The following is a 14,532-nucleotide window of genomic DNA, read 5'->3' as shown; positions in this document are numbered from 1 at the left end:
CCATGGCACAAGATGGACTGCTAGGAAAAAAGCTTATTATTGCTTTCACAGACGAACGGGGGAATGCCCTGCAAAAGTCTCCTGAGATCTTGAAATGGTCGGTTGAGGAGATTACCAGCGAGGAAAAGAAACATCCTGTCGGCGAAGAAACTGAGCATCGGCAAGTGCTGCAAAGTGGCTGGAAGGGAACGATCGAAGGCCAATCTCCAAACACAGCATACGACGATATTGTTGACTTGAAGCAGCAATATCAAGACCAATTTGGTGGCACGCTGAAATTTGTTATTTTTACCTCTGAAACCTATAAGGATGGCACCGTTCGTAAGTACAAGTATGAGGAAGTTACATTCGACGGATATAAACGTTCATCTGATGGCGGGAGTAAACCGATCACTAACAATTTGAACTGGCACGCGACACGTCGCGTGAAACAATAGGAGGACGAAATCATGGAAATTACTCTTTCTACGGGCAAGAAAGTCGGGTTGCGCGAGAAAAAAGGCCAGCATCACTTTATTGAACGCCGATTGCTATCAGCAAGTATCGGTGAAGGCGGTCAAAACCTAGGTGGCATTATGTCCACAGTAGCTGTATCGACCATTGTGGCCATTGAGTCTATTGAAGGTGAAAAAGTTAAAACGCCGGAAGACTTGACTGGAATCTATGAGTTAATGGACAACTTCACATATACTGAATGGGCTGAACTGGAGGCTAAAGCACAGCCGGTTGGAACGCAAAAGAAGCTGGATGAAGCGGCAAAAAACTTGCAGAACAGCGATGGTTCAGACAACGAATCGAACTAGCGCTGGCATCCGGGGCAGGGATCTCTTTCAGCGAATCACTGGGGTTTGATGAAGTTGAGGTCCTTGCATCTATCATCATAACAAACGAATGGAACGAACGGGCGTCCTCTGATACATAATCGGAGGGCTTCCTGAAAATGCAAATCTATGAATTTGCAGGTTGAGGAAGTTTACTGGAAATTATACAATTGGTTGTGGGAGGGATCAGCGATGTTTGGTTCTAAAAAGGTTGAAGAATATCCAACAGCCAAAGCATGTCCGTTTCTTTTTACTCAAACTTTACCATCAAACAGGGGTAGTAATAAGTTTGCAATGTGTATAAAAGAGCAATGCCAGGTATGGGATGAACAAAGAAAAGACTGTGGTTTGAAACAAAAATAACACTGCTTATGCGATAGGGAGGCACTCGAAAGAGTGTCTCTTTTTATTTTTCCTAAGGGGGTGAAAATACGAATGAGTTCGATTCTTGATTTAGCGATTAGCATCTCTTTGGCTGATCACATTTCGTCTGGTATCAAGGGAATTATCGGGAATTTCAAACTAATGGAAAAAGCCTCTGACGACGCCAAGAAGAAAATGGAGAGCTTTAAAACAATGGGCTGGGTCGGTGGTGCCGTTGGAATTGCCGGGGCCCTAGGATTTAATGCCGTCACCGATGCGGTTATTGGCGCAACCAAAGCGGCAGCGGATTTTGAGGACGTTATGACCAATGTAAAAATGGCGGCGTTCGGAAAGGATCTGCTAGACAAAAATAAAGCTGGAGAAATTAAGCAGACTTTAGATGATTTGACTCTTGGATTCGAGAAGTTGGGGATCGCAACAAAATTCAGCGATAAAGCCGCGGCCGAAACCTCACTCGGCATGTTGAGAGGTGGCATCGACAAGGAGTTCATTCTAGGCACGAAGGACGCAAAAGGAAAATATAATTACTCCGGCTTGACGGCGGCGATGTACTCCGCACAACTGGGAGATATCGATCCTCAGTCTTCGGGTGATTTCATAGCCAAACAAAAGGCCGCCTTCAACATGAATGGAGACCGGACCCTTGAAGCAGTAAACTTTTACGCTAAAACCGCAGCTGCTTCCACAATGGACATGAAAAGCCTCATTCCCGGTATGCTTACGGCTTCAGGAGTAGCCGGGACGCTAGGGATGACTCCAGAGGACACAGCTCTTCTCGTAGCTGCTACAGGGACTTACACGAAAGACGGAGGATCGGCCGGTACATTTACGAAGGACTTCTTGGACCGGCTTATTCCTCATACGAAGAAACAGAAAGAGGCAATGGCCGAGCTCGGTTGGTTGAAGGGTGACGGAACTAGCATTTTTTTCAATGAATCTGGAAAGATCAAGGGATCTGATTTCCTATTTCAAACCCTTCAGGAGACGTCTAAAAAATTCAGACCTGACCAGTTCCAAAACATGATGAGTAAGGTATTTCTGGAGCAAGGGAAAAACACCGCGCTCGCATTAGCGAACCAAAGTCAGGTTTACTCTGACATCAAAGGGAATGTTAACAACCAGCTCGACATGTACCAGCAGGTTGACATGCAGATGCAGAATACCAAGAGCATTGCTGAATCCTTCGCGGAAACGTGGAGCGTCGTAAAGCGGGTATTTGGCGATCCATTCCTTGAACCTGTCAAGGCCGGCCTGTCTGCTGTAAAAGACATCCTTGAAGGTGTTATTCCTTGGGCAAAGGAGCATCCTCAGGTCATCAAGATAGTTACGGCGGTTGCATTAGGAGCAACTGCCTTTCTTGCAATTGGGGGAGCGATAACGGTTGGTGTAGCGGCATTTGGCGCCCTATCTACGGCGTTGGCTACAGCAAGCATTGGCCTCGGGTCCATCGCACTTATCAGCGGCGGGGTTGTTGCGGCTATCGGAGCAATCGGTGGGGCTGCATACCTCATATATAAGAACTGGGACTCTATAAGTCCTTATGTGAGCAGCGTGTGGGGCTCAGTAAAGTCAGCGACCCTTTCGGTATGGGATTCTATTAAGCCACATATCACAGGTGCTGCAAGCGAAATAAAGAGCTCAGTGATTGGCGGATTCAGCTCCATAGCGTCGTTTTTCAATGAGATATGGCCCCAAGTAAAAAGCATTGTTTCGGACGTGTGGCCGTACATTAGCGCCATCGTATCCATTCATATTAAGTTCATTTGGTTTGAAGTGAAAACGACGGCAATGGCGATTTGGTACACCCTCAAATTCGTTTGGACCATCGTCAAGGAAGAAGCCATCGTCGTATGGACGCTGATTAAGGACTATATCAAGCTTACGGTTGACTTTATATCCGGAATCGTGAAAGTTGGCGTGAAGCTACTGCAAGGGGACTGGGCGGGTGCCGGGGATGCTATGAAAGAAACAACTTCAAAGCTATGGTCCAATGTAAAGCAGCTCTTTACCGACGGTCTTTCCGGAATAACACGCGTCTTTGGTACCGCAGTTGACGCAGCTAAACAGTGGGGAAAAAATATGTTTGGCGGCGTTATGAGCGGTCTTTCTTCTTTATGGGGGTCGATAACCTCGACATGGTCGGGCATTCCTGGATATTCCTCTGGCATCTGGGAAAAGGTGAAGAGCGGCATTGCTTCTGCATGGGGGAGTATTGGGCCGTCTGTATCCGGACCCATCCGGGAAGTATGGAACACGTTGAAAAGTGCGTGGTCTCAGATATCAGCTTTTACGAATGAGGTTTGGCCGGATATAAAATATATAGTCGGTGGTGTGGCAAATTTTTGGTGGCAAAGCGTTAAAACTTACCTCACCACCATTTGGAATTTTATAAGCTTCATCTGGCCCGGGATTCGTGATGTTGTCCTGTACAATTTGAAAAACATCTGGATAGGGATTGAATTTGCTGGGAAAGTAATCTGGGCTACGATGAAACTCACATGGAGCACGGTTTCTGAGGTTGTTGAGGTTGCCTGGACGAATATTAAAAATGTCATTACCTTCTGGTGGGACTACATTACCGGCATGATAAAGATCGGATTAAATGTTTTACGAGGCGACTGGTCTGGGGCATGGAAAGCAATGAAAGAGATGGGCTCGAAGCTATGGTCCGACATAAAGCGACTCTTCAGCGAGGGTTGGGAAGGTATTATGAAGCTTGCTGGCACATGGAAAGAAGCAGCGAAACAGTGGGGATTGGACATCGTCGATGGACTGGTCAGTGGGATAAAAGACTCCTGGGAGAACGTCAAGACTACCATGGGCCAGCTATGGGACGAGTATGTGAAAGATCCGTTCACGAAGAAAGCCGGCATTAATTCTCCTTCTCGCGTAATGATGGAGAAAGGGAACAATATCACCCAAGGCGTGGCAATCGGCATAATGGATCAGGTAGGGCTTGTGAAGAGTGCTTCCACATCGTTGTTTGATGCTGTTCAAGTTCAAGGGCCTGGTCGGGGAGCGACTAATATTAGTGTCAGCAAGCCATCTCCAGCCGGCGGCGGAGGCGTTATTATCCAGGGACCTTTGGTCGGGGAAGTTCATCAGCAACCTGGGGAAAGTGCAGATGATTTTGTTGAGCGCCTATATACAATGGTTAGACGTAGACTTGACGCCGAGTCTCAGCGAGCAAACCTGACAATCGGCGCCCGCGGCCTAGCAAGGGGGTATTGATCCATGCGAGTGGCTATAGGTGAATTTGAGTTGAAAGACTGGGAAAAGCCGGACTTCATAAATCGCGGCGGAGAACAAATGTTAGCAATCCGGCCTTTTCCCGGGGGGAGTGTTTCAATCCAAGACATGGGTCCATCATATCGCCCGATTACATGGAGCGGTATGTTCATCGGTGAAGATGCCTACGATCGCATGATGAGTTTAGGATTGATGAGAACAGCGGGTAAACCGGTTGAGTTCTCTTGCGACAAATTTTCCTTTCCGATCATAATCAAGGAATTCTATCCGGATTACAAAAGCGACACAAGAATTCCTTTCACAATCACCCTAATTCACGTTGTTGATCTACGCCAGAAGTCTGCCACACAACTGGTAGATTCCATAGATAAGGCCGCAGTTCAGTATGCCGAATCTTCTTCCGTGCAACAAGGGAAGACCTATGTCGTAAAGGATGGAGATACGTTGTGGAAAATAGCCAGAAGGGAGACGGCAGGCAAGAACGCGAATCTCGTAGAGCAAATATATCAGGACAACCTCGATGTTCTGACCGGAGGACCTAATTGGATTTTGCCGGGAATGGAGTTGAAGATAAATGTTTAGAGATCCACTCATTAATCGGTCGGGGCCGTTCCGACCGACTGGAAAACCGATCGTAAACATAACCATCAATGGCCGGCGGGTGAATGATTGGATCAGTTTTTCTGTTGATCTGAATGGTCTTGGAGCTGTCGATACATTCGATGTCACATTACCTTGGGAGGTATCTGAGCAGCCGAGAGATGAGTTGCTTTTCAGCGGCCCAGACAGATCGGCCGACCTCGTCACCGGTGCTGCAATCATCGCCATAGAAGCAGGCTTTGAAGGGGAAGGTCCATTATCTTTGTTGATAGAGGGGCCGATGGATCACCCGACATGGGATTTCTCGAAACAGCAGGGTGAAATAGTATCAATTCGTGGTCGGTCGTATGCTTCTCGGCCATTCGACTTCAAGGAGACGGCAAAGTGGCAGAACTTGACTAGTACAGCGGCATTCAAACAAATTGCGATGCAGCACGGGTTGACGCCTGTGGTACCAGAGGAGACATCAAAACTGATCGGTGAGTACGCCAAGGACGACCACGTCAATATGAAGCGAGAGGTCTCACATTGGGACTTTGTTTTATATTTGGCTCAAGCAGAGGAATTCACCACACGAGTGAAGGGAAAAGAATGGTTCTTTGGTCCAAACAGTGAACTGCCCGGATTTGATCTTGAGCCAATCCCTTTCTCATGGGGATTCAATGTTGACGAGCCATTTCGAATCGAACGGGCGCCAAACGCTGCAAGGAACTTGACCGTCGAGGTGATTTCTTGGGCTCCAGGAAAAAAGAAGGGCGGACGTCGAATCATCGAAAAGGCCACGATGCGGGGTTCGAGCAGCGGACATAAATACACCTTACGGTACTACTATCCAAATCGGACTCGTGACCAATGTCAGCAGCAGGCTCGGGCAATTTTGGCTGAGCTTTCAAAAAATCAGGTCTATGGGTCATTTTCAACCGATTGGTTTCCGGAGTTATCGAATGACCGGAAAATTGCAATATCTGGTGTTGGTCAGGGGCTTAATGGCAACTATTTTGTTCCTAAAGTATCGATCACGGGCTCAAAGGATGAAGGTATTCGATCCGAAGTTACTTTCACCAATCTTCCTCTAGAAGAAGGAGGGACGTTCGGATGAATTTATTTTCTAATCAAAGAAGATCCGTGGACGACGCACTACCTCAATCACCGATCGTATTTGCCACGGTCGCAGCTGTAGATCAAAACACTAGAAGCCTGAAACTTGTAATCGAACCATGGGGCACAGAGACAGGTTGGTGCCGCGTGTTACGAGTGACTGACCCTGTTTGGCCGTACAAAGTGGACCAGGAAGTTCTTGCTGCAGCAATTCGTGGTGACCAAGGTGACGAGCAATATGTTGTTTTAGGGCTCTTGGATGGTGATGAATGATGAATTTCGGTGCTGATTTCTTGATTTTGAATGGAGAGTTTGTCTGGGAAGGAGATAACATTGCGACGGTAAGTGGAGAAGACAATGTACAGCAGCAGGCCTATCTCAGATTGATCACTGACTTGGGTGAGAGTGTGTTTTTCGCTGATTATGGTAGCCGGCTACAAATGTATCTATCTAAACCTTTCAATGATGAGAACAAGAAGAAGGCAGAAGCTGAGGCCAAAGCAACTTTGTTGCGTGTTGGGGATGGATGGATTGAACAGGTACTTGAATGCCGTATCGAATTGGAAGAAACAAGCGGGAAAAAGATTCTATTTGCTAAGTATCTCTTGCAAGGTGAAACTATACCAAGGGAGATTAGTCTTAAAATGGAGGTGATATAGACGTGATTCAGTTCCCGTCGAAAGATGAGATTACGCAAAAACTTGTCGAAAACCTCCTTGGCCCAGGTAAGACAATTTCAGATTTGCCCAATCAATGGGCAGTGAAGCACCTCCTAATAGGGTTGCGCGAGGCTATTTATGGGTTTGTCGTGGTCCTCAAACTGGTCTACGAGCAATTCACGGTTAAGGGGGCAAAAGGAACAAAGCTTGATGAGATTGGCTATGAATACGGTGTCGATCGTAAGCAAGCAACGAAGGCAGTTCACCAGGTTACATTACGAAAATCAAGTCCGGTTACCGTTGATACTCCCGTGCCGGACTTTTTCCTTGTTACAACAACTCCTTACAGCAGCAGTCCCCCGGTTCAGTTCCGGGTTTTACCTAAGCAGGACGCTAAGATATTGTTAGGCCAATCCTCGGTCAATGTCAAAGTCGAATGCACGGAATCCGGGTCGGTCGGAACTGTTCCAAATGGAGCAATCAACTTGGTCGCGCAGGCAGGCTTTGATTCCGTGACGGATTCTGTTCTAGTCACGGCTGGGGCTGGGCAAGAGGACGATGAATCCTACAGAGCACGGATTCTTGAGAGAAAGCGGAATCCTGGCCGCGGGGGAACGGCATCGGATTATAAAATTTGGGCGGAGAGCGTTGAAGGCGTAGTTTCTGCACTGGTCCTTCCTCGAAACAGAGGAAACGGCACAGTTGATATTGTGATCACCGGTGCGAATGGAGTACCAGGTGCTGAGCTGGTCCAAACTTGCCAAAGTTACATCGATACGAAAACGCCGGCTGATATTGCAGAAGGTGGAGTTAAAGTGATCGCGCCGACATCTGTTTCTATCAACGTTTCACTTTCCAACTGTATCTGGGCTGCAGGTTATACTGTTGCCACAGGAACCCCCATTGTGAAAGATGCGATCAGCACATACATTTCAAAACAGGCAAACAAAGATCGTGTTGTCCGGGTCGTAGACATCATTACAACGGCTAAGAATGCTTTTGATAAAACAGACCTAAGTCAGAAACCAGTACTGGTTGATTTCAGTGTGACGGCCCCGGCGACCAACCGTGCTTTAGGAAATGTTGAAATGGCAGTCCCGGGGACGATATCAATATCCTGAGTGGGTGATTTTCATGAACTTCTCATCATTTTTGATGAGCTTTTTTCCGCACCGTTGGTTGAATCCAAAGCATCCAGGGAATAAGAAGCTTTTTGAGGGACTTGGAAAAACTCTCGATCAAATGAACAACTTGCTACAGCAGGTCAAAAATGAATCTAGGGTCCTTACTGCGGTCGACACAATTCCTCTGCGAGAGGATGAGTATGGGATACCTTCTGATCCGTCGATACCGCTTGATATTCGGCGGTCCAGCATTATAGCGAGAATGAGGGAGCAGGCACGGCCGATCACTAAAGAGGATCTATTAAATGCTCTTCGTTCTTATGGGTTGGAAGCAGAGATCACGACTATTCCGGGGCAATCGATTATGAAAATACGAATTATAAGTCCATATGGTGAACCACCGGGTTTTAAGCAAATTCAAGAGTTTGTTGAGGAGGTAACTCGGGCGCATGTCGGAAAGGAGTGGATTTTCTCCTATACCACATGGGGTGAAGTCAAACGAACAACATGGGCAGATGTGAAACAAGGAACGTGGGAGCAATTGAAGACAAGGAGGTTTTGACTTTGCCGGTAATTACACCATTATTAGGCCTAAAAAAACCAGCTCAAAATGAAATGGCTGATATAGATGTGTTAAACAGCAACTGGGATATTCTTGATGCCAGCGTGCCGACGAAAACCACTTCATCGTTGAAACTCTATGTAAATGTTACAACAGGCAATGACGCGAACGACGGAAAAACAGCGGCTACAGCCTTCAAGACGATCCAAAAGGCTGTGAACAGCGTGCCGCAAGTTATTAATCATCTTTACGAAATTATCATAGCGGCGGGTAACTACAACGAAGATGTGACGATAGCTGGATTTACAGGCGCGGGAGCTCTGTGGATAAAAGGAACCGATTCGTCATCCTACTATTCGGCAAAGGCATTTGCGTTCGATTGCGTTACGGTGCGTACATTTTTTGATACAGCGGAAGCGACAGGGAAGCATGATGTTTTCGGTTGTGCCTTCTATGTTCGTGGTTGCACAAACTTACAAATGAACGCCATTAAATCGGTGAATGTCGATACGTCCTATGACGGCGTATACTTTGAGAAATCCACCGCATTTATTTATTCGGCCGTAATCTCGTCAAAAAAGGCTGCAATTTTCAGCGACTACGCGAGCAAGGTACACGCCGGATTTTGTTCGGGAACGGGCAACGTGTATGGTATCCAATCCGCACATGGATCAAGTATTGGCGTGGAAGGTTCGCAGCCTTCCGGTACCACGAACCGTTTGGTATTATCGGGAGCTTCGGTAGATGACGGAGCTATTTCAGCGAGCAGCGGAAACATCACGTTGTATGTCTCGCCAACTGGAAATGATGCAAACGATGGTCTGACGTCGGGGACAGCGCTGCGAACGATACAGGCCGCTGTAAATCGCCTTCCCCAAATATTAAATCATGCGACAACAATTAACGTTGCGCCAGGCGTATACAACGAAACTGTATATGTGAGCGGCTTTATCGGGAAGGGCTTTCTGGATATTCTTGGAGACACGATGCTTTCTGATAACTACCAAGTAAATAACTATGTGCTCCAAAACAACAATTCAAAAGTAACTATCCGAGGGTTTAAGTTATCCAGTTCCAGCGCGGCGGCTGTTCAGGTTTATAACTGTACTAACGCCAACATAATCCTTTGCAGAACGAACGCGGTAGCAACTGGGATAATTGGTATTTTCGCTCTTCGAAGCCTTGTAACAGTGAGTAGTTGTGAAATTTCAAATCGCCAATTCGCAATCTCGGCTGCCGACGTTTCTGTAGTGTTCAGTTCGACTAATTCTGGTAATGGAAACACTTATGCCCTTGGAGCGTTTGATGCCTCTACTATCGGGAAATACGCGTCGCAGCCGGGCGGTACTACCGCTGAAAATACTGCCGGAGGAGGCGTGATTCGGTGATTGCAGTCTTGTACAAAAACGGAAAATATGCCGGGTTCGTTGATAACGTACAGTTTATCGACGGCCAAGATATCATTGGAGCGACAGGAGCTGCCCGGGGAGTCACACACGACGTTCTTGTCACCGATGACGGGAAGATTTGTTCAGAACAGGTGGAAACCGCTAGATTCAAAGCTATCACAGGATACGACGAAAAAGGCGATCCTATAGAAGGGGAAACAATCCTTTATGAAACGAGGTATTACTGGTCTACCTCAAAAGGCGAATTCCGTCCCGGTGATCCGTTTGATCCGAAGATATTCACGGATAAGCGGCATCTTCTCGGGAAGACAGACAAGCAGGTTATTGACGAGCTCAACAAAGCTAATGTCGAGCTGGCTTTGAAACTAAAAAAGCAGGAAGAGCATGCAGCAGCCGTCAGCGCCGACCTTCAGGCGTTTATGGAATACATCATGACCAAAGGAGAGTAGATCATCATGGCAAACTTACCGTTTCTCGTCTCCACATACTCCCGCAATATCAATATTTTCGGAAAGGAGAGATTCACAGCACGGAATGGTTTCAAGGGCATTCCGGAGAGCTATCATTCAGACGTGGCCGGTTATGCAGCGCGAAACTATTACATTGATGATTTGGACAGAGCTTTGGCGGAGGGTTGGATCAATCAACAAGAATACGACAATATCGTGTCAAGGAAGACAGCTGAAGATCCGGCTTACAGGCCGGTAGTGAAGTAATTTCAGATTGGCCCCGTTCCTAGCGGGGCTAATTTTTTTATGAGGTGTTCTTATGTTCAGGATTAATAAAAATGGAAGTTATGTTTATGACGCTTATGGCAAACTGATTGCGCCTGGCGAGATGTATGAAACATTTGATCCCGAAGAGCCGGAAATGAGGTCGCGAGAAGTATCAAAACGTTCGATTCAAGCCGTGGCAACACGAGGCAGTCATCTCGGCGCTGGGTTGTATCCTACCAAACCGGATGATCCAGCCGTGACTATACAAACGAGCAAAACGTACCATGAATTCGCTTGTGATTGCACCGATGTGGCCCTTATCTACGGGAATTATTACGATTTTGATCAGCTTACACCCAATAAGATCACTGACAAGGCTTCTATCGAGTATCCGATTGGCAACACAACAAGGACCGAAGTGTTCGGTCCAAATGGATCACGTGAGATGGTGATAGAGCCGGGAGGGCTTGTTGAATCGACTGGTACCGGTATCCGTGGCAAAAAGGGCGATGGCCTCTACGTTTATACAGGTGTGTCCGTTCCTGATGGTGGGAAATTCCCACGCGGACAAGTTGCATACTCAAACCGGGGAGAAGGAATGAAAAACGGAGACGTAGTGGATTCCGGAGCCACGGATACACACGGCCAGTTTGTCCATCATCCGGTTGCCATCGTTGGAAGGCCGAAGGAGCCGACGCCTGCGATTTTCGGTGTAGGCGACTCAATCCTCGGCGGGGCTCAGGACAATCCACAAGACAGAGGATTCCTTCCATTTGCACTTGGAAAAGAGATACCGTGGATTCGCGTAGCAAAGGGGAACGAAAGCAGCTATGGCTTCTCTGGTACGGCTTGCAGGTTCCGCATGCGCCTCGCGAAATACTGCACCCACTCGGTGATTCACTACGGTACCAATGATTTCCTCAATAAAAACTTGGCGCAGTTTCAAACGGACCTGATTGCGCTTTTGCAGCTGCTTAGCGACTATGGGCTCAAGAATTTCGTTTGTACGATTCCCCCGAGAACCGTATCAAAAACGGACATGAGCCCCGTGAACCCAGCCTTCGCGATGAACGGGGATGTCATGAAAGCCAACGAGTGGCTGTTGTCGAACCCGAGACCTGATCTAATCGCCGGAGTTTTCGATACTGCAAAGGTTTTGAGGAATCCAGAAAAACCTTGGGAATGGGACCCGGCAGTGCTTGGAAGCGACGGCATTCACCCTGGAGCTGTGGGACATGCACGGATGGCCGCAAAGATTGATCTATCAAAGTTCAAAATGTAGCCCTGAGCAATCGGGATTATTTCTATTGCCCAGTAACCGGGCGGAGAGGGGTTTCAGATGTCACCACAGCCTGATGAAACACAAGAAATTTTACAGCGGCTTACACGAGTTGAGACAAAGCTTGATTTGATGAATAGCGCCAGAGACATAGCACAAGAAGCATTGCAATCCACCAAGTCGGCACACCACCGACTCGATCGGGTTGAAAAGACAATCTTTTGGGCTGCGACCACCATAATCGGTGCGTTGATTGTAGGGGCCATAACTCTGATTTTTAAGTTAAAAGGAGCGTGATTCATTCATGCAAGAAAGCCAGTTCTTCACATGGGAGGCCCTTTCCGCTATGGGAGGGGCTTCTTTGTTGACCTTTTTCTTTGTCCAATACTTCAAATCTTTTTTGGATCGAATCTTTAGCCTCCCCACGGATATATTTGCCGTTATCGTGGCTTTCTTCGTCCTGCTGGCCGCGCAATTCGCTACTGGAGCTAGCGCGGCAGACTGGCGAGTTTACGGGCTGACATTTGCCAACTCGTTTCTCGTTGCCTCTGCAGCAGCGCAGATACAAAATAAATCAATTAGTCCGCCCAGAAGCAAAAGTAAGAAAGGGGAAACCACATGATACCAGCGCACATTGAAAAGCGCACGCTGCGTGTGTTTGTCATTGACCCGGACAAGGCCGAACGAGAGGAGACTCCCGAGTTCCGAGCAGTAAAACATCGGCTGAAGGAAGACGGCCTCTATCGCTGCTACATTTGCGGATCGGTCCATGAACTTCAGGTGCACCACCGGATATATCATATGTTCGCGAATCTCGTAGACTTCGAGAAATTGAAAGAGTTTTGTGAGGAGTGGGACGTGTACGGGTATGGCAGGTTGTTGAAACAAAGTTCGATCACATCGATCGACGATATTCGAAACATGATGGTCCTATGCCAAGATCATCATACCGGTACGAGCGATGAAGTAGACGGCGGAACCGGCATCCACAATCTGCCGATCGGCGAATTCATGATGCAGAAGCTTGCGCTGCCCGGATGTAATCCGATTCCGCAGGACGGGGAATCCTTCGAGGAGGCTATGGAAAGAGTGCGGCAGCATCAGAAGCGAGAGGAGCAGTCGGCCAATGAGTAAGCAATGGGTATCGGCAGAACAACTTGCGAATTTCGGATGGAGAAACATGACCATTGCCGTGATCGATGATTTGAACGATGCATTAACTCGGTATGACATCACCACACCGGACAGGATAGCCCATTTTATGAGTCAATGTGGGCATGAATCGGGATTGGGGCTGTATACAAAAGAACTTGCCAGCGGAGTAGCATATGAGGGCCGGATTGATCTTGGCAACGTCAATCCTGGTGACGGTCCCCGGTACAAAGGCGCTGGGTATATCCAGTTGACCGGACGTGCCAATTATCAGCGCTTCGCTAACCATATTGGCGACGCCACAGTCATGCAGGGTGTCGATTACGTTGCCGCCACATACCCATGGTCTTCTGCGGGATTTTGGTGGTCTGCTGCCGGGATGAACCAATTGGTAGACAGCGGAGCGACCCTCCAGCAAATTACTCGGCGCGTCAATGGCGGGTATAACGGGTTGGCAGATCGACAGGCGCTGTATCAGAGATGGATTAACCAAAACGAGGAGGCGGGCGAACCAGTGTTGAAAGAAGAAATCGCAAACAACATCATTGACGGATACCTTAAACCGGCATATGCGGCTCATGATGCTTCGTATCAGGCGGCACTCGCCTCAGGAGATACCGAGGGGGCGGAAGCTGCGGGGAAACTCCGAGACTGGCAGCGGACGCTTGCGAATGCATTGCGCCGTGCGTCTGGACAGCCGGAACAGTAGGAGGCGAGCGACAATATGAACGTTTTCGAAGGCTGGAAAATCACAAGCCCGTACGGATACCGGTCTGATCCGTTCAACGGCAGCCGATCGTTTCACACTGGCATTGACCTCGTAAAATATCACCGATATCCAATCCCCGCCTTTGTTGGTGGGGTTGTTCTTTTTGCAGGCGAAGGCGTTGCGGGCACGGGATTCGGAGGCTACGGGAACGTGGTTGCGCTGCGGGATGACGCGGGATATATTCATTGTTATTGCCACCTAGATTCGGTCGCGGTCCGGAAGGGGCAGAAGCTTTCAAAAGGCGATATTGTCGGGAATCAGGGGACAACCGGCCGAAGCACCGGGTCACACCTACACTATGAAGTCAGGTCAAAGGACGCGCCGAGTTACGGCTATGGGACACATGTGGACCCCGGAGAATACTTGGCAGCATATCTAAAGGAGGCGGAGAAGCCCATGTTAGACGTAGGAGTGAAAGATACGATCATTGACACTTGGCTGAGTCCGGCATGGAAGGAGCTGGACGCAAAGCGGCAGGAGGCAGAACAGGCTGGAGACGGCACCGCGGCCGCAGCGTATGAACAGCAGGCCAATTATGTTCATTGGCTGGCGGATGAGCTGCGGAAGGCTTCGGGCCAGCCAATGACTAAGTAACAAAGATTACTTCGGTTCTTCTCAAAAATAAAAGCAAATCCATCCGACAGGCGGAGGATTTGCTTTTATTTTCTACAATTAATCCTCGAAACACTCACCAATAATACTGCTAATTC

19 protein-coding genes and 1 pseudogene are annotated in these 14,532 nt (G+C 48.1%); all 20 read left to right on the top strand.

The window, feature by feature from the left end:
- The first annotated feature begins 2 nt into the window (after positions 1–2).
- The 20 genes and pseudogenes from KQX66_RS00095 to KQX66_RS37150 all read left to right on the top strand — a co-directional run bounded on the left by KQX66_RS00095 (position 3) and on the right by KQX66_RS37150 (position 14,416).
- Positions 3–437 (top strand): hypothetical protein, encoded by a 435-nt coding sequence (locus tag KQX66_RS00095; RefSeq protein WP_216788403.1) that lies wholly within the window; start codon positions 3–5, stop codon positions 435–437.
- 12 nt (positions 438–449) lie between these two features.
- Positions 450–803 carry a hypothetical protein gene (locus KQX66_RS00090; protein WP_216788401.1) on the top strand — a complete coding sequence of 118 codons (354 nt, stop codon included), beginning with the start codon at positions 450–452 and terminating at the stop codon, positions 801–803.
- Positions 804–1,013: 210 nt separating this feature from the next.
- Positions 1,014–1,184 (top strand): hypothetical protein, encoded by a 171-nt coding sequence (locus KQX66_RS00085; protein ID WP_157999776.1) that lies wholly within the window; start codon positions 1,014–1,016, stop codon positions 1,182–1,184.
- Between the two features lie 72 nt (positions 1,185–1,256).
- Positions 1,257–4,436 carry a phage tail tape measure protein gene (locus KQX66_RS00080; protein ID WP_216788399.1) on the top strand — a complete coding sequence of 1,060 codons (3,180 nt, stop codon included), beginning with the start codon at positions 1,257–1,259 and terminating at the stop codon, positions 4,434–4,436.
- A gap of 3 nt (positions 4,437–4,439) precedes the next feature.
- Positions 4,440–5,036, top strand: a complete 597-nt coding sequence (locus tag KQX66_RS00075; protein ID WP_216788397.1) for a LysM peptidoglycan-binding domain-containing protein — start codon at positions 4,440–4,442, stop codon at positions 5,034–5,036.
- Positions 5,029–6,153, top strand: coding sequence for a phage late control D family protein (locus tag KQX66_RS00070; RefSeq protein WP_216788395.1), 1,125 nt, complete (start codon positions 5,029–5,031; stop codon positions 6,151–6,153). Before KQX66_RS00075 ends, KQX66_RS00070 begins: the two co-directional genes overlap by 8 nt.
- Entirely contained in the window at positions 6,150–6,425 is a 276-nt protein-coding gene (locus KQX66_RS00065; RefSeq protein ID WP_216788393.1) for a hypothetical protein, read from the top strand. The genes KQX66_RS00070 and KQX66_RS00065 overlap by 4 nt, the downstream gene beginning before the upstream one ends.
- A complete protein-coding gene (locus KQX66_RS00060; RefSeq protein WP_253956825.1) occupies positions 6,422–6,811 on the top strand; it encodes a DUF2634 domain-containing protein in 390 nt (129 codons plus the stop codon). The genes KQX66_RS00065 and KQX66_RS00060 overlap by 4 nt, the downstream gene beginning before the upstream one ends.
- Positions 6,812–6,813: 2 nt before the next feature.
- Positions 6,814–7,932, top strand: a complete 1,119-nt coding sequence (locus KQX66_RS00055; protein ID WP_216788390.1) for a baseplate J/gp47 family protein — start codon at positions 6,814–6,816, stop codon at positions 7,930–7,932.
- A gap of 13 nt (positions 7,933–7,945) precedes the next feature.
- Positions 7,946–8,497, top strand: a complete 552-nt coding sequence (locus KQX66_RS00050; protein ID WP_216788388.1) for a putative phage tail protein — start codon at positions 7,946–7,948, stop codon at positions 8,495–8,497.
- A gap of 2 nt (positions 8,498–8,499) precedes the next feature.
- On the top strand, positions 8,500–9,885 hold the full coding sequence (locus KQX66_RS00045; protein WP_216788385.1) for a hypothetical protein: 1,386 nt from the start codon (positions 8,500–8,502) through the stop codon (positions 9,883–9,885).
- Positions 9,882–10,355, top strand: coding sequence for a hypothetical protein (locus tag KQX66_RS00040; protein ID WP_216788384.1), 474 nt, complete (start codon positions 9,882–9,884; stop codon positions 10,353–10,355). Before KQX66_RS00045 ends, KQX66_RS00040 begins: the two co-directional genes overlap by 4 nt.
- A 6-nt stretch (positions 10,356–10,361) precedes the next feature.
- Positions 10,362–10,622: a hypothetical protein gene (locus tag KQX66_RS00035; RefSeq protein ID WP_216788381.1), complete on the top strand. Its 261-nt coding sequence runs from the start codon at positions 10,362–10,364 to the stop codon at positions 10,620–10,622.
- 52 nt (positions 10,623–10,674) lie between these two features.
- Complete coding sequence (locus KQX66_RS00030) at positions 10,675–11,904, top strand: SGNH/GDSL hydrolase family protein (RefSeq protein ID WP_253956824.1); 1,230 nt, start codon at positions 10,675–10,677, stop codon at positions 11,902–11,904.
- A 57-nt stretch (positions 11,905–11,961) separates the two neighbouring features.
- Positions 11,962–12,198 (top strand): hemolysin XhlA family protein, encoded by a 237-nt coding sequence (locus tag KQX66_RS00025; RefSeq protein WP_216788379.1) that lies wholly within the window; start codon positions 11,962–11,964, stop codon positions 12,196–12,198.
- 7 nt (positions 12,199–12,205) lie between these two features.
- A complete protein-coding gene (locus tag KQX66_RS00020; RefSeq protein WP_216788377.1) occupies positions 12,206–12,523 on the top strand; it encodes a hypothetical protein in 318 nt (105 codons plus the stop codon).
- Positions 12,520–13,035 carry a hypothetical protein gene (locus KQX66_RS00015; protein WP_216788375.1) on the top strand — a complete coding sequence of 172 codons (516 nt, stop codon included), beginning with the start codon at positions 12,520–12,522 and terminating at the stop codon, positions 13,033–13,035. The genes KQX66_RS00020 and KQX66_RS00015 overlap by 4 nt, the downstream gene beginning before the upstream one ends.
- On the top strand, positions 13,028–13,762 hold the full coding sequence (locus KQX66_RS00010) for a glycoside hydrolase family 19 protein (RefSeq protein WP_216788373.1): 735 nt from the start codon (positions 13,028–13,030) through the stop codon (positions 13,760–13,762). The genes KQX66_RS00015 and KQX66_RS00010 overlap by 8 nt, the downstream gene beginning before the upstream one ends.
- A gap of 15 nt (positions 13,763–13,777) precedes the next feature.
- Positions 13,778–14,131, top strand: a pseudogene (locus KQX66_RS38135) (M23 family metallopeptidase); the annotation flags it as partial.
- Positions 14,132–14,218: 87 nt separating this feature from the next.
- Complete coding sequence (locus KQX66_RS37150; RefSeq protein WP_253956823.1) at positions 14,219–14,416, top strand: hypothetical protein; 198 nt, start codon at positions 14,219–14,221, stop codon at positions 14,414–14,416.
- Positions 14,417–14,532 lie beyond the last annotated feature (116 nt).

The organism is Paenibacillus oleatilyticus, from assembly GCF_018998565.1.
GTDB lineage: Bacteria > Bacillota > Bacilli > Paenibacillales > NBRC-103111 > Paenibacillus_G > Paenibacillus_G oleatilyticus.
The sequence above is the reverse complement of the archived record's forward strand: the minus strand, read 5'-3'. Positions and strand labels throughout refer to the sequence as shown.

Coding starts and splice junctions, on each gene's coding strand:
- KQX66_RS00095 (WP_216788403.1), top strand. CDS start 3: ATGGCACAAGATGGACTGCTAGGAAAAAAGCTTATTATTGCTTTCACA.
- KQX66_RS00090 (WP_216788401.1), top strand. CDS start 450: ATGGAAATTACTCTTTCTACGGGCAAGAAAGTCGGGTTGCGCGAGAAA.
- KQX66_RS00085 (WP_157999776.1), top strand. CDS start 1,014: ATGTTTGGTTCTAAAAAGGTTGAAGAATATCCAACAGCCAAAGCATGT.
- KQX66_RS00080 (WP_216788399.1), top strand. CDS start 1,257: ATGAGTTCGATTCTTGATTTAGCGATTAGCATCTCTTTGGCTGATCAC.
- KQX66_RS00075 (WP_216788397.1), top strand. CDS start 4,440: ATGCGAGTGGCTATAGGTGAATTTGAGTTGAAAGACTGGGAAAAGCCG.
- KQX66_RS00070 (WP_216788395.1), top strand. CDS start 5,029: ATGTTTAGAGATCCACTCATTAATCGGTCGGGGCCGTTCCGACCGACT.
- KQX66_RS00065 (WP_216788393.1), top strand. CDS start 6,150: ATGAATTTATTTTCTAATCAAAGAAGATCCGTGGACGACGCACTACCT.
- KQX66_RS00060 (WP_253956825.1), top strand. CDS start 6,422: ATGATGAATTTCGGTGCTGATTTCTTGATTTTGAATGGAGAGTTTGTC.
- KQX66_RS00050 (WP_216788388.1), top strand. CDS start 7,946: ATGAACTTCTCATCATTTTTGATGAGCTTTTTTCCGCACCGTTGGTTG.
- KQX66_RS00035 (WP_216788381.1), top strand. CDS start 10,362: ATGGCAAACTTACCGTTTCTCGTCTCCACATACTCCCGCAATATCAAT.
- KQX66_RS00030 (WP_253956824.1), top strand. CDS start 10,675: ATGTTCAGGATTAATAAAAATGGAAGTTATGTTTATGACGCTTATGGC.
- KQX66_RS00025 (WP_216788379.1), top strand. CDS start 11,962: ATGTCACCACAGCCTGATGAAACACAAGAAATTTTACAGCGGCTTACA.
- KQX66_RS00020 (WP_216788377.1), top strand. CDS start 12,206: ATGCAAGAAAGCCAGTTCTTCACATGGGAGGCCCTTTCCGCTATGGGA.
- KQX66_RS00015 (WP_216788375.1), top strand. CDS start 12,520: ATGATACCAGCGCACATTGAAAAGCGCACGCTGCGTGTGTTTGTCATT.
- KQX66_RS00010 (WP_216788373.1), top strand. CDS start 13,028: ATGAGTAAGCAATGGGTATCGGCAGAACAACTTGCGAATTTCGGATGG.
- KQX66_RS37150 (WP_253956823.1), top strand. CDS start 14,219: ATGTTAGACGTAGGAGTGAAAGATACGATCATTGACACTTGGCTGAGT.